The 18,877-nt window shown below is 71.8% G+C and carries 20 protein-coding genes and 2 pseudogenes; 12 read left to right on the top strand and 10 right to left on the bottom strand.

The window, feature by feature from the left end; translation table 11 throughout:
• Positions 1-83 precede the first annotated feature (83 nt).
• Together ACIGW4_RS29495 and ACIGW4_RS29490 are read right to left on the bottom strand one after the other, a co-directional pair.
• A complete protein-coding gene (locus ACIGW4_RS29495; RefSeq protein WP_123457857.1) occupies positions 84-743 on the bottom strand; it encodes a rhomboid family intramembrane serine protease in 660 nt (219 codons plus the stop codon).
• A gap of 164 nt (positions 744-907) precedes the next feature.
• Positions 908-2,035: an NADH:flavin oxidoreductase gene (locus ACIGW4_RS29490; RefSeq protein WP_399583912.1), complete on the bottom strand. Its 1,128-nt coding sequence runs from the start codon at positions 2,033-2,035 to the stop codon at positions 908-910.
• Between the two features lie 118 nt (positions 2,036-2,153).
• On the opposite strand from ACIGW4_RS29490, the gene ACIGW4_RS29485 reads away from it, so the two are divergent.
• Entirely contained in the window at positions 2,154-2,588 is a 435-nt protein-coding gene (locus ACIGW4_RS29485; protein WP_260174734.1) for a MarR family winged helix-turn-helix transcriptional regulator, read from the top strand.
• Between the two features lie 100 nt (positions 2,589-2,688).
• Here ACIGW4_RS29485 and ACIGW4_RS29480 read toward each other — a convergent pair whose 3' ends face one another.
• On the bottom strand, positions 2,689-3,600 hold the full coding sequence (locus tag ACIGW4_RS29480) for an ADP-ribosylglycohydrolase family protein (RefSeq protein WP_398712020.1): 912 nt from the start codon (positions 3,598-3,600) through the stop codon (positions 2,689-2,691).
• A 323-nt stretch (positions 3,601-3,923) separates the two neighbouring features.
• Between ACIGW4_RS29480 and ACIGW4_RS29475 the strand changes: the two genes are divergently transcribed.
• The 6 genes from ACIGW4_RS29475 to ACIGW4_RS29450 all read left to right on the top strand — a co-directional run bounded on the left by ACIGW4_RS29475 (position 3,924) and on the right by ACIGW4_RS29450 (position 9,257).
• Positions 3,924-5,375, top strand: a complete 1,452-nt coding sequence (locus ACIGW4_RS29475) for an RNB domain-containing ribonuclease (RefSeq protein WP_399583908.1) — start codon at positions 3,924-3,926, stop codon at positions 5,373-5,375.
• Positions 5,376-5,505: 130 nt separating this feature from the next.
• Entirely contained in the window at positions 5,506-5,988 is a 483-nt protein-coding gene (locus ACIGW4_RS29470; protein WP_399583905.1) for a hypothetical protein, read from the top strand.
• 209 nt (positions 5,989-6,197) lie between these two features.
• Positions 6,198-7,184: a glutathione S-transferase family protein gene (locus ACIGW4_RS29465; RefSeq protein ID WP_399583902.1), complete on the top strand. Its 987-nt coding sequence runs from the start codon at positions 6,198-6,200 to the stop codon at positions 7,182-7,184.
• A 208-nt stretch (positions 7,185-7,392) separates the two neighbouring features.
• Entirely contained in the window at positions 7,393-7,680 is a 288-nt protein-coding gene (locus ACIGW4_RS29460; RefSeq protein WP_123457850.1) for a WhiB family transcriptional regulator, read from the top strand.
• A gap of 165 nt (positions 7,681-7,845) precedes the next feature.
• Complete coding sequence (locus tag ACIGW4_RS29455; protein WP_398712014.1) at positions 7,846-8,469, top strand: hypothetical protein; 624 nt, start codon at positions 7,846-7,848, stop codon at positions 8,467-8,469.
• A gap of 500 nt (positions 8,470-8,969) precedes the next feature.
• The gene (locus ACIGW4_RS29450; RefSeq protein ID WP_398712012.1) at positions 8,970-9,257 is read left to right on the top strand and encodes a hypothetical protein; all 288 of its coding nucleotides are present in this window, start codon (positions 8,970-8,972) and stop codon (positions 9,255-9,257) included.
• Between the two features lie 438 nt (positions 9,258-9,695).
• Here ACIGW4_RS29450 and ACIGW4_RS29445 read toward each other — a convergent pair whose 3' ends face one another.
• On the bottom strand, positions 9,696-10,319 hold the full coding sequence (locus ACIGW4_RS29445) for a LysE/ArgO family amino acid transporter (RefSeq protein WP_123457847.1): 624 nt from the start codon (positions 10,317-10,319) through the stop codon (positions 9,696-9,698).
• Positions 10,320-10,388: 69 nt separating this feature from the next.
• Between ACIGW4_RS29445 and ACIGW4_RS29440 the strand changes: the two genes are divergently transcribed.
• The 3 genes and pseudogenes from ACIGW4_RS29440 to ACIGW4_RS29430 form a co-directional block, all read left to right on the top strand.
• Complete coding sequence (locus tag ACIGW4_RS29440) at positions 10,389-11,327, top strand: LysR family transcriptional regulator ArgP (protein ID WP_359587313.1); 939 nt, start codon at positions 10,389-10,391, stop codon at positions 11,325-11,327.
• Complete coding sequence (locus ACIGW4_RS29435; RefSeq protein WP_399583896.1) at positions 11,300-11,584, top strand: DUF5990 family protein; 285 nt, start codon at positions 11,300-11,302, stop codon at positions 11,582-11,584. Before ACIGW4_RS29440 ends, ACIGW4_RS29435 begins: the two co-directional genes overlap by 28 nt.
• A gap of 39 nt (positions 11,585-11,623) precedes the next feature.
• A pseudogene (locus ACIGW4_RS29430) lies at positions 11,624-11,938 on the top strand (transposase); the annotation flags it as partial.
• 14 nt (positions 11,939-11,952) lie between these two features.
• On the opposite strand, the gene ACIGW4_RS29425 reads toward ACIGW4_RS29430, so the two are convergent.
• Positions 11,953-12,246, bottom strand: coding sequence for a hypothetical protein (locus tag ACIGW4_RS29425; RefSeq protein WP_359587315.1), 294 nt, complete (start codon positions 12,244-12,246; stop codon positions 11,953-11,955).
• 18 nt (positions 12,247-12,264) lie between these two features.
• Positions 12,265-12,858, bottom strand: a complete 594-nt coding sequence (locus ACIGW4_RS29420; RefSeq protein WP_399583894.1) for a hypothetical protein — start codon at positions 12,856-12,858, stop codon at positions 12,265-12,267.
• A gap of 144 nt (positions 12,859-13,002) precedes the next feature.
• On the opposite strand from ACIGW4_RS29420, the gene ACIGW4_RS29415 reads away from it, so the two are divergent.
• Positions 13,003-13,668: a class I SAM-dependent methyltransferase gene (locus ACIGW4_RS29415; protein ID WP_399583891.1), complete on the top strand. Its 666-nt coding sequence runs from the start codon at positions 13,003-13,005 to the stop codon at positions 13,666-13,668.
• A 195-nt stretch (positions 13,669-13,863) separates the two neighbouring features.
• Here ACIGW4_RS29415 and ACIGW4_RS29410 read toward each other — a convergent pair.
• Positions 13,864-14,283: pseudogene (locus ACIGW4_RS29410) on the bottom strand (putative RNA methyltransferase); the annotation flags it as partial.
• A gap of 434 nt (positions 14,284-14,717) precedes the next feature.
• Here ACIGW4_RS29410 and ACIGW4_RS29405 point away from each other — a divergent pair.
• Complete coding sequence (locus tag ACIGW4_RS29405) at positions 14,718-15,662, top strand: MurR/RpiR family transcriptional regulator (protein WP_123457843.1); 945 nt, start codon at positions 14,718-14,720, stop codon at positions 15,660-15,662.
• A gap of 519 nt (positions 15,663-16,181) precedes the next feature.
• Here ACIGW4_RS29405 and ACIGW4_RS29400 read toward each other — a convergent pair.
• The 3 genes from ACIGW4_RS29400 to ACIGW4_RS29390 all read right to left on the bottom strand — a co-directional run bounded on the left by ACIGW4_RS29400 (position 16,182) and on the right by ACIGW4_RS29390 (position 18,817).
• Complete coding sequence (locus tag ACIGW4_RS29400) at positions 16,182-16,304, bottom strand: hypothetical protein (RefSeq protein WP_399583888.1); 123 nt, start codon at positions 16,302-16,304, stop codon at positions 16,182-16,184.
• A 672-nt stretch (positions 16,305-16,976) separates the two neighbouring features.
• On the bottom strand, positions 16,977-17,372 hold the full coding sequence (locus ACIGW4_RS29395) for a cupin domain-containing protein (RefSeq protein ID WP_359587321.1): 396 nt from the start codon (positions 17,370-17,372) through the stop codon (positions 16,977-16,979).
• Positions 17,369-18,817, bottom strand: a complete 1,449-nt coding sequence (locus ACIGW4_RS29390; RefSeq protein WP_399583883.1) for an MFS transporter — start codon at positions 18,815-18,817, stop codon at positions 17,369-17,371. Before ACIGW4_RS29390 ends, ACIGW4_RS29395 begins: the two co-directional genes overlap by 4 nt.
• Positions 18,818-18,877: the final 60 nt, after the last annotated feature.

Below are 18,877 nucleotides of genomic sequence, written 5' to 3'. Positions count from 1 at the left end.
CATCGGACCCGCGGCGTAGCGGCGCCACCGGACCCGCGGCGTAGCAGCGCCCGGTCGGCCTCGTGCGGTCGAGCCGATTTGTGTCAGGCCGTCAGGTGCCGGCGAGCGGGAATCGCCGGCCCGGCTCCGAGTGCGCAGCCGACGAGGAGTCCCACGCCGTGGTTGTTGGTGAGCAGGCACAGGACGAGGCCTGCGAGGGGGATGAGGAGAGCCGTCCGCCGCAGGGCGACGACGCTGCCGCGCGCCGCGTACCAGGTGCCGAGTGCGCCCACGAGACCGCAGATCGCCACCGAGTCGCCCCCTCCTTGGGGGCTCCAGCCGGCCATGCTCACCGCCTGCGCCGTCACGCCGCTCGTGACGAAGATCAGCACCGTCCGCCAGGCGCCGAAGTGCCGCTCGGCGACCGGGGCGACGACGGCCAGCGAGGCGAGGTTGAAGAGGAGTTGGAACCATCCCGAGGACTGCACCGTCAAGGCGGTCACGGCTCGCCACCACGCGCCATCGGGGTGGCGCTCCAGCGCGTCGATCATGGCGGGGGCGACTGTCTGGGCCACGCCGAGCACCACCATGACGCCCACCAGTGCCGCGGCGGCTCTCGGGACCGGTCGCCGCCACGACCGCAGCAGGGCCGGCGGAGGAGCGACCTCGTCGCCGTCCTCCACGGCGAGCGCCGCCAGGAGTTGGCTGCCCGACACGATGACAGCCGCAGCGCACCCGTAGAGCAACACACTATGCATGTTCATGACCGAAGCCTGTCAGACGGTGCGGTTGCTCCGGTACTTCCGGCCCGGCGGCGACGCGCCGGCGAACCGGCCGTCGCCCAGCCGGAACGCGAAACGGTTCGCCGACTTCATCGACTTCATCGACTTCATCGACGAAGTCGGAGAACCGTCACGGGAGTTCGGGGCTAGCTCAGCGTCTTGACCGCAGCCGCGTCGTACGGCTTCAGCTCGTCGGTCCGCCCCGCCAGGACCTTCGCCGCCCACTCCGGGTCCTGGAGCAGCGCGCGGCCGACGGCGACCATGTCGAACTCGTCGCGCTCCAGTCGGTCGAGGAGGTCGTCGATGCCCTGCACCGGGGCGCCCTCGCCCGCGAAGGCGTGGATGAAGTCGCCGTCGAGGCCGACCGAGCCGACGGTGATGGTGGGCCTGCCGGTGAGCTTCTTGGTCCAGCCCGCCAGGTTCAGGTCCGAGCCTTCGAACTCGGGGACCCAGTGGCGGCGGGTGGAGGCGTGGAACACGTCGACGCCGGCCGCGGTGAGCGGGGCCAGGATCGCCTTCAGCTCCTCCGGGGTCTCGGCGAGCCGCGCGTCGTAGGCGTCCTGCTTCCACTGCGAGAAGCGGAAGATCACCGGGAAGTCGGGCGAGACGGCCTCGCGGACCGCGGCCACGATCTCGGCCGCGAACTTCGTACGGGCCACGGGGTCGCCGCCGTAGGCGTCGGTACGGCGGTTCGTCCCCGCCCACAGGAACTGGTCGAGGAGGTAGCCGTGGGCACCGTGCAGCTCGACGCCGTCGAAGCCGATGCGCTCGGCGGCCGCGGCGGCCTCGGCGAAGGCGCCGATGACGTCGTCCAGGTCCTTCTGGGTCATCGCCTTGCCGGTGCCCTCCGTGCCGTCGGGGCGGATGCCGGAGGGGCCCATGGCCGGGGCGTCGGCGTAGGGCGCCTGGCCCTGCTTGCGCACCATGCCGATGTGCCACAGCTGCGGCACGATCGTGCCGCCCGCCGTGTGCACGGCCTCTGCGACCTTCGCCCATCCCGCCAGCTGCTCCTCGCCGTGGAACCGCGGTACGCGGTCGCTCTGCCCGGCCGACTCGTGGCCGACGTAGGTCCCCTCGGTGACGATCAGGCCCACGCCGGCGGCGGCGCGGCGGGCGTAGTACGACCGCACGTCCTCGCCGGGGACTCCGCCGGGGGAGAACATGCGCGTCATGGGCGCCATCGCGATGCGGTTCGGGACGGTCAGGCCGTTCAGGGTGACGGGCCGGGACAGGATCTCGGCCGCGCGGGAGGCGGGGGAAGCGGTGACGGTCACGGGGACGCTCCTCATGGCTACTACTTGACAACCTTGATGCTTGAGAACCTCATGCAATGAGGAGACGGTAGGGGCAAATGCTTGAGATGGTCAAGCATCTCCGGATAGAGTGACCCCCATGACACAAGGCCCCCGCGTCGACACGGCCCGGCTCATGGAGCTGCTCTCCGTGTCGCTCGGCGTCTACTACGGCGATTTCACCGTCGCGGCGGCGAGTGAGAACCTCACGGCGAGCCAGGGCAAGGCCCTGACCGTGCTGCGCAGGGGCCCCGCCGCGATGCGCGCCCTGGCCGAGACCATGGCCTGCGACGCCTCCAACATGACCGGGATCATCGACCGGCTGGAGCAGCGCGGCCTGGTGCGCCGCGAGGCCGACGCAGCCGACCGGCGCGTCAAGAACGTCATCCTCACGGCCGAGGGCGAACGCGTCACCGACGCGATCCGCGCGAAGATGCATACCACGCGGGAAGGCCTGGAGAGCCTCGACGACGAGGACAGGGACGCCCTGCACACCCTGCTGGAACGGGTCTTCGTCTCCCGCCCCGCCACCTGACCCCGGCCACCAGGCGTCCCCTCCGCGTGGGGGAGCCGCGGTTGCCGTCGTTCCGAGCCCCGCCGTCCGTTCGAACGGACCCCCGGCCCTTCACGCGTCTCTACTGCGACATGAGCGAGGGCAGGGGTTCGCGAGTGGTGTGCCAGAGGGGCGGGAGCGCGGTGGTGCCTGTGCGAGCGGCGATGACTCCGCCCACGACGGCGCAGGTGGTGTCGATGTCGCCGCGCCCGGCGACGGTGGTCCACAGGCCTTCGTGCAGGTCGTCGAGATGCCCTGCCGCGCACCACAGGGCGTAGGGGACGGTGTCGGGGCCGGACATCCGGTAGCCGGAGCCCAGGACCTTCGCGGCGTGCTGGACCGAGGTGCGCGCCGGCATCCGGGCCGCGATCCGCAGTCCTGACCGGACGTCGCTGTCGGGGAGACGCGCGGCGACGGCGTGGAGGAAGTCCGGCCGCGCCGGAGCGGGCCCGCCGCGGCTACGGGTCGCCAGCGCCGCGGCGAGGGCCACGGCCACCGCCCCGGCGACCGCTTCCGGATGGTGATGCGATACGGCGCTCTGGCGGGCGGCCTGCTCGGCGACGGCGTCGAGGTCGGCGGAGCGCCAGGCTCCGAGCGGAGCGACGCGCATGGCGGCGCCGTTGCCCCAGGATCCCTGGCCGCCGAACTGCCCGGCGACCACCTCCCGCCAGGACTCACCCGCACCGATCCGGCGGAGCACGTCGTGCATGGAGGCCCCGTAGCCGCGGTGCGTGTCGTCGGCGTAGGCCTCGGCGAGTCGCAGGGCGAGACGGTCCTGGTCGACCTCGCCACCGCCCTGGACGAGTTCCCGGACGAGGACGAGCGCCTGGGCGGTGTCGTCGCTCCACCGCCACACCGGCCCTGGGGGAGGGGTCCGCGCTTCCAGGGCCGCGGTGCCCTCACGACGCAGGATGCCGAACCAGCAGTCGCCGAAGGCGTCGCCGAAGGCGAGACCGGACAGCGAATCCAGGACGGCGGTCGGCAGTTTGATCATCGGACGAGTATCGCAAGACGACGACGCCCCCGGCGCTCCTATTCCTGTCGCGCCGCTGGGCAGGGCGACCCGCCGCGCAGCGCCCACATACGCGGCACCCTCGTCACACGCGGCACCCTCTTCAGGCCTGTCGTCCCGCTGGACGGACGGCGGTGGAAGGATCACGACCGCTGGCCGTCCCGGACGTCACCGCCCGGAGGCAGGCCGCCCCGAGGGCCCTGCTGCCCGTACCCGCGGAGGAGAGCTCCCTCGAACGGCCGCTCCTTCCCCTGCCCGGACCCGCTCGCTGCGCCGCTCCGTGACCGCCGCCCTACGCTCGGGACATGCGACGCCGCCAGACGCACATGTCCCCGGAGGCCCAGGACGCCCTGCTCCAAGCACTGCAGCGGCTTCGGGCGGAGCTGAAGGCCACTGCGGAATTCCCCGCGCACGTGCTCGAAGCGGCGGAGGACGCCAAAGCCGCGCTCCGGCTGCCCGACAAGGACGCCACCCACCTGCCGTTGTTCACGATCGACCCGCCGACCTCCAAGGACCTCGACCAGGCCATGCACCTGGAACGGCGCCCCGGCGGCAAGTACCGCGTGCACTACGCCATCGCCGACGTGGCGGCCTTCGTCAAGCCCGGCGGTCCGCTGGACGCCGAGGCCCACGACCGGATCGAGACGCTGTACTTCCCCGACCTCAAGGTGCCCCTGCACCCGCCCTCTCTCTCCGAGGGGCCGGCCAGTCTGCTTCCGAACCAGATCGTCCCCGCCCTGCTGTGGCAGCACGACCTCGACGCCGACGGCAACGTGACCGACTCGACCGTGAGCCGGGCCAGGGTCCGCAGCCAGGCCAAGCTCGACTATCGGCGAGTCCAACAGGACATCGAGGCGGGCACGGCCGAGGAGCCCGTCGCCCTGCTGCGCGAGATCGGCAAGCTGCGAGAAGCTCTCGAGGCCGCGCGCGGCGGGGTCTCGGTGAACCTGCCGGACCAGGAGGTCACCCTGGAGGACGGATCGTTCCGGCTGGGCTACGCGGCCGCGCTGCCCGTGGAGGGCTGGAACGAGCAGATCTCCCTCATGACCGGAATGGCAGCGGCCCGGATCATGCTGGACAGCGGCACCGGAATCCTGCGGACCCAGAAGGAGCAGGACGACCAGGAAGTGATCCGGCGCGTGCAGGACATCGCGAAGCTCCTGGGCATCGACTGGAAGCCCGGCGTCCCGTACGCCGCGCTGGCCAACTCCCTCGATCCGGCAGACCGCAAGCACATGGCCTTCCTCAGCGAGGCCACCGCCATGTTGCTGAAGGCGGAGTACACCACCTTCCGCGACCACCACATCCCGAAGTACACGCTCCACGCGGCGATCGCGGCCCCGTACACCTCCTGCACGGCCCCGCTGCGGCGCCTGATCGACCGGTACGCCGGCGAGCTGTGCGTGGCCGCGTGCGCCGGTCAGGCCCCGCCGAACTGGGTGCTCGACGCCCTGCACTGTCTGCCGTGCGACATGGCACGGGGGAAGGGGAAAGCGGCGGACCGCCGTGCGGTGGACCTGGTGGAGGCCGCGGTGCTCAAGGACCGGCTGAACGAGGTTTTCGACGGCACGGTCATCAACACCGACGCGGAGGACGGCAAACCGAAGGAGGGCACGGTGCACCTGGCGGACCCCGCGGTGATGGGCAGGATCACGTCCGGCACCGACCTCGTCCTGGGCGCGAGCGTCCACGCCAAGCTCACACGGGCCGACCCCCTCTTCTCCGGCAAGCACAAGATCCTCTTCAACACGGTGTGACGACCCCCCGCTTCCGGAGGACCCGCCGCGCGGCCCGCACCGCTCAAGGGAGGGCCATACGGCCGGGCCTCCATGCCAAGGGCAGTCTCCTGACCTGGGGTTATCGGGCTGGATATGACATCCTGCGGTCGTGCTTCTGAGTGATCACGCGAGCAGCGTCGAGCTTTGGCCCCTGCGCTACCAGTTCCCCGCCGCCCGGGGGGACTCGTACGACGACAACTGGCTGGTCATCGGTGGAAAGGTGACGACTCCCGAAGGCAGTTGGTCGTTCGCCGACCCGTGTCTGCTGACCCACGAGGCCCGTGAGGTGACCGCCTGGCTGCGCGGGGTGGCCGCTGAGACGGTGCCCGCGACCGGTCGGGACGCCGAAGGCGAGTTGTCTCCGGACACCTGGTTCGTCGAACCGGTCCTGGCCTTCAGCCTCGCGGATCGGAACGAAGGCGTGGCGATGATTCGCGTGCACCTGTCCTTGGAGGCTGCACCCCCATGGCAGCAGGGTGCTGAGAGCCCGGACGTTTACCAGTACGCCGTGGAGGTACGGGCGGATACGGGTGCTCTGCTCCACGCCGCTGAGCAGTGGGATCTTGCTCTGGCGTCCTTCCCGCCCCGCTGACCGGCGTCGTGTGACAGCGGGCATCACGACATGTCCGCCACAGCTTTGAATTCGGCCAGGGCTGCTGGTCGCCCTACTCGGTCGGCGTCCTGTGGTCGTCGGCCCGCCCCATGCCGTCGTCGACACGGACCCGCCCGGACATGCTCGACACGGCCCCGGCGCCCCACGCACGTTCCCCGTGGCGCCGCAGGCGCCGTTAGGCTCGGAGTATGGCTGGTGACGGGGAATTCCATCGGGACCAGAAGTACCTTGCGACACGGATCACGGCCGACGGCCGTGACGGCTGGCCCGTGGAGCCCGGGCGCTACCGACTGGTGATCGCCCGGGCCTGCCCGTGGGCGAACCGAGCGGCGATCGTCCGGCGGCTGATGGGGCTCGAAGGCGTGCTCTCCCTGGGCATCGCGGGGCCGATCCACGATGATCGGAGCTGGTCCTTCCACCTGGACCCCGGCGGCAAGGACCCGGTACTGGGGATCGAGCTGCTGCAGGAGGCGTTCTTCCGGCGTGACCCCGGCTACTCGCGCGGCATCACCGTGCCCGCCCTCGTCGACGTCCCCACCGGCCAGGTGGTGACCAACGACTTCGCCCGGATCACGCTCGACCTCGGCCAGGAGTGGGCGGCGCACCAACGGGACGGCGCGCCCGACCTCTATCCCGAGCGCCTGCGCGACGAGATCGACGACGTGGCCGAGAAGGTCTTCCAGGACGTGAACGACGGCGTCTACAAGTGCGGCTTCGCCAGTACGCAGGAGGCGTACGACAAGGCGTACCGGCGATTGTGGGAGCGGCTCGACTGGCTCGAGGACCGGCTCGGCCGCCGACGCTACCTGGTGGGCGACACCATCACCGAGGCCGACGTCAGGCTCTTCACGACGCTGGCACGGTTCGACGCCGTCTACCACGGCCACTTCAAGTGCAACCGGCAGAAGCTGACCGAGCTGCCCGCTCTCTGGGCCTACGCCCGAGACCTCTTCCAGACGCCCGGTTTCGGCGACACGATCGACTTCGCGCAGATCAAAGCGCACTACTACGTGGTCCACCACGCCATCAACCCGACCGGCATCGTTCCCCGGGGCCCGGACCCCCGCGGCTGGCTCACTCCGCACGCCCGCGAGGACCTCGGCGGACGGCCGTTCGGCGACGGCACCCCGCCCGGCCCGCCACCGGAGTCCGAGCGAGTGCCCCCGCCGGCCTGAGCCCGAGCAGCCCGTCACCGACGACCGGGAGCGCGCCCCTGTCGGCGGACGCCTCCCTCGCCCCCTCGGACGCACGTGCCCGGCGTTCCTTCCTCACGCTGACGTGCCGGGCTCTTCCGCATGTGAATCGGGGCGTTTCGTACGGGATTCAGCGGCCAGACGAATGAGAGGAGACGTACGGCCGACCGGAGTGAAGGAGAGGCCTGACATGTCGAAGGTGTCCCATCTGCCCGGACGGGCGGAGCATCAGTGGGCCTGGCAGAGGGCGGCCGCGTGCCGCGGTCTGGGTACCGAGGTGTTCTTCCATCCCGAGGGCGAGCGCGGCCAGGACCGGGTGGTGCGGGAGGAGGCCGCCAAGGCGGTGTGCGACCGATGCCCCGTGCAGGCCCGGTGCCTGCAACACGCCGTCAGCGTGGCCGAGCCGTACGGGGTCTGGGGCGGCCTGACGGTGAGCGAGCGCCAGCGGTCCGGGGGAGCCGACGCGGCAGCGGCGTAGCCGGGGTCCGGCGGTGGCCGACGCGAGGCCCGGGAAACCCGCCCGCTCGCCGCCCGCCCCCGATGCCGGTTCGACCGCCGGAAAAACGGCGGGGCGAACCCACGGGCGCCCGGCACACAGTGACGAACAGCCAACCAGGAGTCCTCACCGTCCAGGAAGGCAGCCATGTCGACCCAGAACGCAGTTCTCTTCCTCGCCGCCACGGTCGCCGTCCTCTTGGCGGCCGGTTTCCTGGTCCGGGCCCTCACGGGTACGGACAGGGGAGCGAGATCGCTCAAGCGACGCTTCGGCCCCGAGTACGACCGCACGCTCGAACGGCACCACGGCGACAGCGAGTCCGCGCACCGAGACCTGCGCGAGCGCCTCGACGGATACGGCGGCATCCGCCCCCTGCCACTGGAGCCGGCGGTCCGCGAGCACTACACCGCTCAGTGGACCACGCTCCAGGAGCGCTTCGTCGACGCACCGCGGCAGTCGCTCGTCGACGCGGACGAACTCCTCACACGGGCCGCGGAGACCGAGGGCTTCCCGGACGCGGGCCGGCGCGAGGAGCAGCTCGCCGCCCTGTCGGTGCACCATCCGCGCCACGTGGAGGGCATGCGCGCGATACGCCGTGCGATGCGCTCTCCATCGGCTTCGACGGAGGAGTTGAGGGAGGCACTGGTCCACGCGCGTGCGCTGTTCGAGGACCTGATGGCGACCGGTAGGTCGAACGGCACCGGCGCCGTCCGTCCCCGCTCGGGACGACACCGCAGGCACCTGCTCGACCCGAAGGGAAGTGGAGCGTGATGGCACCCGAGAAGCGGAACGACGAGACGACCGGCGGGAACGACCGAGCCGCGCGGCCCCGGCCCGCACCCCCGACGCCCTCGGGCGCGCCGGGCACTGCCGACGGCCGGGCGCCTGCCGCCAACAGCGGCGTGCCAGCGTCCGTGCCCGCCCAGCGAGCCGGCCGTCCCACAGGACCGTCCCCCACGGCGCCACCCCCCGCGCCGCCGTCGGGCGCGGCCCCACCGCCACCGCCACCGCTCGACCCGCCCCGGGCGGCGCCGCAGGCGCCGCTGCCCGCCGTCCCGCCCGACGACCCCAGCGCCACGGGCCGGAGCGGTGGGAGCCGCACGAAGGCTCCCGCCGTGCCCCCCGCCGCGCCGCGCGGACGGGACACGACGGACAGGCCGAACGACGGCCGAGGGCCGGGGCACGGCGACGACCGTGGGCGCGAAGTCCGCGCGAGCGGCAGCTCTGTCTCCGGCAGCGGCCGCGAGCCCGCGGTCGTCGACGGAGGGGGCGTGGCCGGACGGTTGCTGGACGATGCCGAGCGGGACCGTCTCGGGCAGCGCCTGCACCACGCGCTCGCAACGTTCGTCGACACACCGCGCGCCTCGGTCGCCGAGGCGGCCGAGGTCCTCACCGAGGTGGAGCAGCAGCTCATCGCCTCCCTGCGGGACCGCCGGGCCGCGTTGCGGGCGGGCTGGCAGGAGAACGGCGATCCGAACGGGCCGGGTCCCGACACCGAGCAGCTCCGACTCACCCTGCGGACCTACCGCGAGGTGACGGAACGACTGCTCAGGATGTGATCCGGTACCACGCGGCAGCGCACCGAAGCCCCCTGAATCCAGGGGGCTTCACCCTTGCTCGGCCGCCTCGGGCGGCCGAGCCGCGCGGACTGCGGGCGCCCGTCGACGGGCGTGGCGCGGAACTGTCGGCACGCCCGTCGGCAGCCGTTCGGAACCGTCGGCGCGGTGTCGGTGGGGCCTGACACCGTGAGGGAGTCCACTTCCCCGGCGACTCCGAGGAGCGCATACGACGATCACCCTCCGACCGGGAAGCACCGTCATGTTCACCGACGAGCGGAAGCAGTGGCGCACCGACCTGGACCCGAAGATCCAGGCCGTGCGCGACCTCGCACGCGGGTACGGCGCGCCTCTGATCGCCGCCGACGCCGTGTTCGCCGAGCTCGGTGCGGCGACCGGGCCGGAGTACTGGGCCGCGGACAGTGGTCCGGCAGAGGCGGTCTACGCCCCGGCGACCAGCATCGCGCCCATCGCCAGCATGGTCACCGCGACCAGGCCGTCCAGTACCCGCCAGGCCCTTGGACGGGAGAGCACGCCCGACAGCAGGCGGGCACCGAAGCCCAGGGCGAAGAACCAGCCCAGGCTGGCCAGGGCCGCGCCCGCGCCGAAGGCCCAGCGCAGGTCGCCGCGGTCGGAGGCGAGCGAGCCCAGCAGGAGAACGGTGTCCAGGTACACGTGCGGGTTCAGCCACGTCATGGCCAGGCAGGTCAGGACCGCCCGTCGGGCGGAACCCGCGTCCGGACCGCCGCCGGTGAGCGCGGCCGCCGGGTCCGGCCGCAGCACCCTCCGGGCGGCCAGGAACCCGTAGCAGAGCAGGAACGCCCCGCCCGCGAGACCGACCGCGGTCAGCATCGCCGGCCAGGCCGTGACCACCGCGCCCACCCCGGCGACTCCGAGCGCGATCAGCACCGCGTCAGAGACGGCGCAGATGGCCACCACCGCGAGGACGGCATGGCGACGGACGCCCTGGCGCAGGACGAAGGCGTTCTGGGCCCCGATGGCCACGATGAGGGAGAGGCCCGTACCGAACCCGGCGAGTACGGCGGCGGCGATGGTGCTGTTCATGACCTCGACCGTACGAACCGCCGAAGGATGAGTACAGCTAAGGATTCTTACGTACCCTTAGCATTACTTATGGACGAGCTTCCCCTGGACCAGGTCAGAACCCTGCTGGCGGTGGTCGACGAAGGCACCTTCGACGCCGCGGCCGCCGCCCTGCACGTGACTCCCTCCGCCGTCAGCCAGCGTGTCAAGGCCCTGGAGCAGCGCACCGGACGGGTCCTGCTGCTGCGCACCAAACCGGTGCGGGCCACCGAGTCCGGCGAGGTGGTGATCAGGTTCGCCCGGCAGCTGGCCCGGCTGGAGCGGGACGCCCGCGCCGAACTGGGGCTGGAGGCGGAGCAGGGCCCCGCCCGGATCCCGGTGGCGGTCAACGCGGACTCCCTCGCCACCTGGTTCCTGCCCGCGCTCACCCGGGTGCCGCAGGACCCCCCGGTCTGCTTCGAGCTCTACCGGGAGGACGAGTCCCACACCACCGCCCTGCTGCGCGAGGGGCAGGTGATGGCGGCCGTCACCTCCTCGCCCGACCCGGTGGCCGGCTGCACCGTACGCCTCCTGGGACTGGCCCGCTACCTGGCCGCGGCCACCCCGGAATTCGCGGCCCGGCACCTGACCGGCACCCTGGCCGAGGACCTGTGCGAGGCGCCCACCGTGGTGTTCGACCGGCGTGACGAACTGCAGGACACCTTCGTCCGGGCGCTGACCCGGGGACGGTCGGGGGCCGGGAAGATCCGGCACATGGTGCCGGCCTCGGACGGGTTCCGGGACGCGGTGGCCGCCGGCCTCGGCTGGGGCCTGGTACCCGAACCGCAGGCCGCGCCGCTCCTGCGGACCGGCCGACTGGTGGAGCTTGCCCCGGGCCGGCCCATGGACGTCCCGCTCTACTGGCAGCAGTGGAAGCTGGACTCGCCCGCCCTGTCCGCGGTCGCCGAGGCGGTCGCGGCGGTGGCCGCCGAGACGCTGCTGCCCCAAGGCGCCGGCCGACCATGGACAGCCCGGCCGGTACGGACGTGAAAGGCCCCTACATCCAGGGACGTCCCGGCAACCGATTCATCTATCCGTCGTGGGGCGCGGTCGGCCAGGAGGGCTCCTTCTCCGTGTTTCGACGGGCCAGGCCGATGCCCGACGCCGTCCCCGCCCCCGCACTGGAAGCCGCCGTCAGCGGCGGTCTTCTCGTCGGACGCCTGGGCCTGACGGACGCGTGCGGCGAACCCCTGTGCGCTCGGGTCGTGCCGCCGCGTGTCACATGGACCGCCGAGCCCCGCGACTGAGACAGCGCACAGTCCACGGCTATGCCTCGGTTCGAGCGGCGCACCCGGCCCGGCCACCTCGGCGGCGACAAGGCATACAGCTCACGCCGCAACCGCCGCTACCTGCGCAGACACCAGATCAAGCACACCATCCCCGAGCCGAAGGACCAGCGGGCCAACCGCAAACACCGCGGCAGTGACGGCGGCCGGCCCACCGGCTTCAACTCAGAGCTCCACAAGCGCCGCAACGAAGTCGAGCGGACGATCAACCGGCTCAAGAATCACCGGGCCGTCGCCACTCGCTACGGCAAACGCGCCTACGTCTTCCACGGCGCCGTCACCACCGCCGCGATCCGGCTCTGGCTCCGGGGCTGAGCAGACCCACTGTCTCAGTCCCCGAGGAACCACAGGTAGAGGTGCTGTCCGTCGAGAACTGTCCGGCCCAAGTCCAGAAGCTCACGCGCGAGCGCCTCGGTGACTACGCCTGGAGGCAGGCGCGGTACTTCCGCCAGCAGGGTGACCACCTGACGGCTGTTGAAAACAGTGTCCGCATACGGCAGCAGATGCCCCAGCATCGGAAACTCCGACTGGTCGAGAGCGGCCAGCTGCGGCCCCCACACCAGACCATGCTTGGCGCGAGCTTCGACCGTGCCGCTCTCGCCACGGACCTGCACGTTAATCATGGTCAGATCCTATGGACCTCATGATCCGCCGGACAGTGCCCAGCGCTGTTGCCTGCTCTCGAGCCAAACGCTGACTTCACGTCGGAACTCCCGGTCTTCGTCCTTCCTGGCGAGCCACTCCAACTCCCACTTCAACTCGCGCAGGACCCCTGGAGAGCCGGCGGGATCGCGTACCGCGTACACGGCCGCACCCCTTTCGTACGTGTCGGCCAGGAGCCAGACGCTGTTGTCCAGGGCCAGCATGGCGAAACCGGGGCGGCCAGGCCGGATGCCGAGGAACGTCGCCGCGCCGGCCCCCATGAGGTCCCACCGTTCCAGCAGGCGGACCCGGTGCCAGACGCGCATCGTGCGTCGTCGGCGGTCTTCCGCGGCGGTCCAGGTCCCCCTGGGCAGCATGAGGAGGAACTCGCGGTTCCCGTCGATCAGGCCGGAGGACGTGGCGAGATCGTACCAGGCCTCGTTGAGCCGCTCCACGCATCGCGGATCGTCGTACTCGACCAGGTGGAAACCGAAAACCCGCTCTCGTTCGTACCCCAGGACATGCGGTATCGCCGAGCTCGGGACCGCGTCGGGTATCACCTCGAGCCCGGCCCGCAGCAGCGGCCTGATCACCTTGCGGTACCTCTCCTGCCGACCCAACCCGTCCCCCTGCCCCACGACCTGCTTGGCTTGATCCTGGCGCACTCAGCCTATGGCCGAGATCGCCCGGGCAAGTCCTGGGCTTTCCGACAGTTCCGCCGAAGGAAACGAGCAGACATGAGCGACGACGCCGAGGATCTGGCCGAAAAGCAGCGGCAGCACTGGCAGAGCACCTACACCGCCCACCCGGGCATGTACGGCGCGAAGCCCTCCGCACCCGCCGTTCACGCCGCGCAGGCCTTCCGCGCAGCCGGAGTGACCGACGTACTGGAACTGGGTGCCGGACACGGCCGCGACGCGCTCCACTTCGCCCGTGAGGGCTTCACGGTCCACGCCACCGACTTCAGCCCCACCGGCCTGGACCAGCTCAGGCGGGCCGCCCGGGACCAGGGCGTCGCCGGACGGGTGACCACCACGGTCCACGACGTGCGCGAGCCGCTGCCCCTGCCGGACTCCTCCGTCGGCGCCGTCTTCGCGCACATGCTCCTGTGCATGGCCCTGTCGTCCCAGGAGATCCACGCCCTCGTGGGCGAGATCCGCCGCGTCCTGCGCCCCGGCGGAGTCCTCGTCTACACCGTCCGCCACACGGGTGACGCCCACTACGGCGCCGGAACCCCCCACGGCGACGACATCTACGAACACGGCGGCTTCGCCGTGCACTTCTTCCCCCGTCACCTCGTCGACTCCCTCGCCGACGGCTGGGCCCTCGACGAGGTCCACGCCTTCGAGGAGGGCGACCTGCCCCGCCGTCTGTGGCGAGTCACCCAGACCCTGCCCCGATGACCACCGACCCGACGCCCGCTCCCGACCGCCGGGACGAGCGCGGTCTCGCCACAGGAAGCAGGAACAAGCCCCGTCAGCTCCTCCCGGGCTTGCGGGCCGGCGGGCGCGTGAGCCCGCCCGTGGTCACCGGCGTCGAAGAAGGGGGCCGGCGTCCGGTGCGGGCGCTGTTCCTTGGCCGGGCCGATCGTGACCGTCCCGGGTGTGGCTACGGGCTGCCGAGCGCAGCGCGCACCGAGGTGGCCGGCCCCGGACCGCGGGCGCCGGGCAACCGGTCGAGTACGCCGGCCAGGTAGGAGCCGGTTCCGCACCCCACGTCCACGACCGTGGTCCGCTCGGACCCGGCGTCGGCGGCCAGACGGGCCCGACTTCGCGGACGGGCGCGTAGGTGCCGGTGGACAAGAACCGGCCCCGGGCCTGGGGCATGACCGCGTCGTCGCCGCTGGTGGCGCGGGTGCCCGTCAACAGGCCGGCATAGCCGTGGCGGGCGATGTCGAAGGTGTGACCTGCCGGGCGGCGCAAAGCGCCATGGTCGGGATGCAGGCGGCGCGTGCGGCACGTCGGGCAGCGCAGCAGGCCGAGGGACGGATCGAGGGCAGGGGGAAGCGACACGGGCACGAAGCACTCCTGGCAAGGACGAAGGGAGGAGACCGTGCCCGCAAGCGCGCTCAGAGCGTCACTGCCCCAGGAAGAGACGGGCAGGGCCGGAACCGTGGTCACACGGCAGGCACACCGAGAAGGGCGATGCCGTCCAGCCTCGCCCTCAGCGCCTTCCGATCACAGGAAGCAGCAGCGCGGGGTACTCGTGAACGCCACACCATGAGGCCACGGGCATCGGAGAAGTCCTTCATCTCTCCGTGACGTCACAGGAGTTGGGAGGACACGACCCGGTGTCCTGAGCCGACGTCGAACGCGACGGAAACGGCGTTCGGCATGCGGTTCAGCGGCGGTGATGAAAAGAGGGAACCCCCTGGTGCCGGCGGTTCGGGCTGGTGGGGGGCCGGACGCGGGTGAACTATCTTGGGCGGCAGTGACGTGAGAAGGAGACAACCGTGGCATCCGGGCAGCAGGCGCGTGCACAGGCGGCCGCGATCACGCCGGGCAGGCGTGCGTCCGAGACGGAGGCGGAGGCCGGGGCGGTGGCGGCCTCTCCCGCCGAGCGGGTGCGGGCGCTGTTCGGCGGGCACCGGCTGTCTCCCGCGCAGCGGCGGATCGCCCAGTTCCTGACCGATCACCTCACCGAGGCGGCGTTTCTGTCCATCACCGAGCTCGCGGAGCGCGTGGGAGTCAGCCAGCCGTCCGTGACCCGGTTCGCCTCCTCGCTGGGATTCAGCGGGTACCCCGCGCTCCGGGAGGCGCTCCAGCCCATCGCGCTCAGCGCGGTCGCCGGTGCGCCCGGCGAGGGGCAGGAGCGGCACCGCAACGAGCTCCAGTCGGCGATCGACGCCGAGATCGAGAACCTGACGTCCCTACGGCGTGCCCTGGCCGACCCCGACCGGATCGTCGGCATCGGCCGCGAGCTGGCCCGGTCCGTCCCCCTGACGGTCGTGGGCCTGCGCATCTCGGTCTCCCTCGCCGAGTACTTCGCGTACGCCGCGCGACGCATCCACCCCGATGTCCGGGTGGTCACGCGGGGCGGCAGCGTCGCCTACGACGGACTGCTCCAGGCGCGCGAGGCGGGCGGCACGTGGGCGCTGGCCTTCGCGATGCCCCGCCACGCCAAGGAGACCCTCGCCGTCGTGCGTGCCGCCCGCGGTGTCGGGCTGCGCGTCGCGCTGATCACGGACCTCGCCCTCGGGCCGCTGGCCGACGAGGCCGACGAGGTGTTCACCGCGGGCACGGGCTCGCGGCTCGTCTTCGACTCGTACGCGGCGCCGGGGGTGCTGTCCGCGGGCATCCTCCAGGCCATGGCGGACGCGGACCCGGAACGTACGCAGACTCGGCTCGAGAAGTACGAGCACGCGGCGGAGCAGCACGATTTCTTCCTGGACGACTGAGACCGGCTGAGACCTCCTGGAACCGACCGGGACGGCCGGGCCGGCCAGGCCCGCTCGTGGTCTCCGCAAGATCGTTTGACATGAAAATTTTCATGCTCTTGATTACTTGGCGGTATATATATTTACTTAAAGAGCCCCACGGGCCCGAACGGAACATCGAAGGTCACCCCCTCCTCCTCGGATGGCCTCGATGTTCTCGGCGGCCCGCACCGCGTCATCGCGGGTGCTCTACGCGGCGGCTCCGATCAACCCCTGGGTCGGGGCCGCCGCACAGAGCCGCACCGGACGGCCCGGCTCTCGTGGCGGGCGCTGGATCCCTGCCAGAGGGCCGCGACGGCCGGAGGGGGATCTGCTTGCTGGTTGCACCGGGCCCGCGCACGCGGAACCGCGAACCCGAGAGGAAACCGGACGACCCCGGCGACGTACGGGCCAAGGGGCCCTGGGCTCCGGTGAGTCCCTCCCGTCGAGGGCGGCGGCCCTCGACGGGAGGGCTCTGCGGACGGGACGAGGACTGCGCGACTACGCCTCGAACTCCTGCGAGTCGCCCGACTCGTCCGGCCGACTCGGCACGTCCACGGGGCCGACGCCGGTCTCGCTCTCGTCGATCGGCGCGACACGGTCTCCCGGGCGGGCTCCGTCCATGCCGTCCTCCTGTTGTGACCGCGCGTGAGTACGCTCGGTGGTCGCCGCTGGAACCGGAGGGTTCCCGGCGGTCTCATGAGGGGCGGCGCAGCTGCTCAGCCGACATCCTGAACAGCAGGACGCCGGCGTGGGCGCCACGCCGCTTCAGGTACTGCTTCTCCCGCCTCCGTTGTGCGAAGCCCACTCGCCGGAGGAGCTTCGCGGATGTCCTCAAGACCGGAGCCGCAGCCGCGGGCCGTCAGAAACAGCCCATAGGACTGGCACCACAGGCCTTGGGAGCCACCAGACCGACCGCCTCCACCCCGGTGGGGCCTCCGTGGACCGGAGTGACCGCGACGCCGAGCATCAAAGCCGCCACACCCACCACCACTCGAACTGCCCGCCTGAACACGATGGTCCTCCAAGGCCGTGAACTGAACACCGACTTGTAGGAGGCCGGCCGCCGATGGACGGTTGATCGACAACCGGTCAACGACCCTTGCTCGTAGCCCCCTCGGTTCGAGCGGCTGTGACGGAGGCCGGAAGGGGGGGCATCCACTCCCCGTCCGCCGTCACGCTTACTGCCCGGACGCGGAGCCGGTCCCTTACCGGAGCTGCTCCCTGCTCGCGGGATGGTCTCGGCCTCGGGAAACATCGATATGCCGGAGGCGCGGCCGAGACGCGGCCGTCCGCTCAGTGGGTCTCGGTGCGCTTCTCGAGGCGGGTGCCGTCGCGCCGGGTGATCGACATCAGGTCGCTGGGGGCGTCCAGTTCCAGGCGGTGCCAGCGACCGCGGGGGACGACCACGGCGGAGCCCGCTTGCAAGCGCACCATGTCCTCGGCGCCGCCGGGCCTGTCGGGACGGAAGTAGAGGCGGGCGCCGCCGGTCAGGCAGCACACCGCTTCCTCGGCCGCCGGGTGCATCTCCCAGTGGTCGGCGTGCACGTCGGCGTCGGTCTCCACGTGGAACACGGCGATCTGCCAGGCGCCGGAGCCGCTGCTCGTCATCTGTCGTGCGACGGCTCGGACGTCACCGTCGGGGTGGAAGTGCAGCGCCGAGGCGAACAGGTCGACGGTGGTGGTCGTCATGACGGGGTTCCTTCCAGCTGGTTCTCTGCGGGGGCGGTGGACCGGGGCACAGGCGTGACGGCCCGGCGGCGCGGCAGTACGACGATTGCCACGACCGCCGCGAGCACGAAAACGGCGGCGGCGATGGTCAGGCCCAGCGCGTAGCCGGCGCTCAGCGCGGCGGGGTCGGTGGCCGTGCCGGTGTGGTGCGCGGCGGCGGTGGCCAGTGCGGCCAGGCCGATGGAGCCGCCGAGTTGGCGGGAGCTGTTCATCAGGCCGGACGCCGTACCGGCCTCGCGCGGGGCGACGCCGGTGGTCGCGGCGGCGGTGACCGGAGCCAGGACCAGTCCGGCGCCGACACTGGTGACGAGGGACGGCCCGAGGACGTCGGTGAGGAAGCTGCCTTCGGGGCTGATGAGGGCGAACCAGGCCAGGCCCGCGGCGGCCAGCAGGGCGCCGGGCACCAGGGACGCGCGGGGTGTGCGTGCCGCGGTGACGCGGGTCGCGACGACGGTTCCCGCGACCAGGCCCAGGGAGAAGGGCAGGAATGCGGTGCCGGTCGCTGCCGCGCCCAGGCCCAGGACCTGCTGCATGTACAGGGACACGAAGTAGAACGCGGTGAACTGCCCGGCCGCGGCCAGGAACACGAGCACGTTCGCGTCGGCGACCCAACGGCTGCGCAGCAGGCCGAGGCGCAGCAGAGGTGCGGTGGCCCTCGACTCGGCGACGACGAAGCCGGCCAGCAGCACGGCCGCGGCGGCGAGGGTCGTCCACGTGACCGGAGAGCCCCAGCCGAGGGCCTCGGTACGGACGACGCCGAGCACCAGCAGCCCGACTCCGCCGGTCGCCAGGACGGCGCCCAGCGCGTCCAGCCTCTCGCGCCGGGCGGGTGACGCTTCGGCGGGAACCCCCGCCGGGACGAGCACGAGGGCCGTCGCCACGAGGGGCAGGTTGATCAGCATGATCCAGCGCCAGCCCGCGTACTCGGTCAGCAGCCCACCCGCCAGCACGCCCAGGGCGCCGCCCGCGGCGTTCACCGCGCTCCACACCCCCAGCGCGCGGACACGCCGGGGGCCCTCGGCGAAGGTGGTGGTGAGCAGCGCCAGCGCGGCCGGCGCGGCCGCGGCGGCGCCCAGACCCTGCCCTGCGCGGGCGGCGATCAGGTGCCAGGGGGTCTGGGCCAGCCCGCCCGCCAGCGAACACAGCCCGAAGACGGTCAGTCCCAGCACGAACATCCGACGTCGGCCGTACAGGTCACAGGCACGGCCCCCCAGGAGCAGGAATCCGCCGAAAGCGAGCGCGTACACGTGCACGACCCATGACAGGTCGAGCGGTGCGAACCCCAGTGCCGTACGGATCGCGGGTAACGCGACGTTGACCACGGACATGTCCAGGGCGAACACGAACTGGGCGACGGCGGCTGCCGCCAGCACCGTGCCAGGTCTCCCTCGAGAGTTTCTATACATGTAAGAAAAGTTAGCGCCCGGGGATCGTCCCTGTCGACACCGGGGAGGTGACACCTGGGG

The sequence above is a fragment of the Streptomyces sp. NPDC053513 genome (genome assembly GCF_044544765.1).
GTDB lineage: Bacteria > Actinomycetota > Actinomycetes > Streptomycetales > Streptomycetaceae > Streptomyces > Streptomyces litmocidini.
This window is presented reverse-complemented; position numbering and strand designations above follow the sequence as displayed.

Excerpts from the sequence above, each read along its gene's own strand:
- ACIGW4_RS29455 (WP_398712014.1), top strand. The coding sequence starts at position 7,846 with ATGTCGACCCAGAACGCAGTTCTCTTCCTCGCCGCCACGGTCGCCGTC.
- ACIGW4_RS29475 (WP_399583908.1), top strand. The coding sequence starts at position 3,924 with ATGCGACGCCGCCAGACGCACATGTCCCCGGAGGCCCAGGACGCCCTG.
- ACIGW4_RS29435 (WP_399583896.1), top strand. The coding sequence starts at position 11,300 with ATGGACAGCCCGGCCGGTACGGACGTGAAAGGCCCCTACATCCAGGGA.
- ACIGW4_RS29400 (WP_399583888.1), bottom strand. The coding sequence starts at position 16,304 with ATGGACGGAGCCCGCCCGGGAGACCGTGTCGCGCCGATCGACGAGAGC.
- ACIGW4_RS29440 (WP_359587313.1), top strand. The coding sequence starts at position 10,389 with ATGGACGAGCTTCCCCTGGACCAGGTCAGAACCCTGCTGGCGGTGGTC.
- ACIGW4_RS29495 (WP_123457857.1), bottom strand. The coding sequence starts at position 743 with ATGAACATGCATAGTGTGTTGCTCTACGGGTGCGCTGCGGCTGTCATC.
- ACIGW4_RS29425 (WP_359587315.1), bottom strand. The coding sequence starts at position 12,246 with ATGATTAACGTGCAGGTCCGTGGCGAGAGCGGCACGGTCGAAGCTCGC.
- ACIGW4_RS29480 (WP_398712020.1), bottom strand. The coding sequence starts at position 3,600 with ATGATCAAACTGCCGACCGCCGTCCTGGATTCGCTGTCCGGTCTCGCC.
- ACIGW4_RS29395 (WP_359587321.1), bottom strand. The coding sequence starts at position 17,372 with ATGACGACCACCACCGTCGACCTGTTCGCCTCGGCGCTGCACTTCCAC.
- ACIGW4_RS29390 (WP_399583883.1), bottom strand. The coding sequence starts at position 18,817 with ATGTATAGAAACTCTCGAGGGAGACCTGGCACGGTGCTGGCGGCAGCC.
- ACIGW4_RS29460 (WP_123457850.1), top strand. The coding sequence starts at position 7,393 with ATGTCGAAGGTGTCCCATCTGCCCGGACGGGCGGAGCATCAGTGGGCC.
- ACIGW4_RS29445 (WP_123457847.1), bottom strand. The coding sequence starts at position 10,319 with ATGAACAGCACCATCGCCGCCGCCGTACTCGCCGGGTTCGGTACGGGC.
- ACIGW4_RS29485 (WP_260174734.1), top strand. The coding sequence starts at position 2,154 with ATGACACAAGGCCCCCGCGTCGACACGGCCCGGCTCATGGAGCTGCTC.
- ACIGW4_RS29415 (WP_399583891.1), top strand. The coding sequence starts at position 13,003 with ATGAGCGACGACGCCGAGGATCTGGCCGAAAAGCAGCGGCAGCACTGG.
- ACIGW4_RS29465 (WP_399583902.1), top strand. The coding sequence starts at position 6,198 with ATGGCTGGTGACGGGGAATTCCATCGGGACCAGAAGTACCTTGCGACA.